At 69.1% G+C, this 243-nt stretch carries 1 pseudogene; it reads right to left on the bottom strand.

Annotated elements, in window-relative coordinates:
- Positions 1–243: pseudogene (locus ACQG3P_RS22020) on the bottom strand (LysR substrate-binding domain-containing protein); the annotation flags it as partial.

Raw genomic sequence — 243 nt, forward strand, 5'->3', positions numbered from 1 at the left:
GCCGTTCGCTGGATTCCAGGTTGAATTCAATCGCCGGGTGGCAGGCCACGAACGAGCCCAGCCGTGGGACCAGCCAGTTGGAGGCCATCGATGGCAACGCACTGACCGACAGCACGCGGTCGTGGCGCGCGCCCAACGGCTGCAGCGCCTGCGCGATCGCATCCAGGTGTGGGCCTACCTGGTCCAGCAACCCCTGCCCGTCGGGCGTCACCCCCACCCCCCGTGCCAGGCGATGCAGCAACG

The sequence above is a fragment of the Stenotrophomonas sp. SrG genome (assembly GCF_050031795.1).
In the GTDB taxonomy this organism is placed as follows: Bacteria; Pseudomonadota; Gammaproteobacteria; order Xanthomonadales; family Xanthomonadaceae; genus Stenotrophomonas; species Stenotrophomonas rhizophila_A.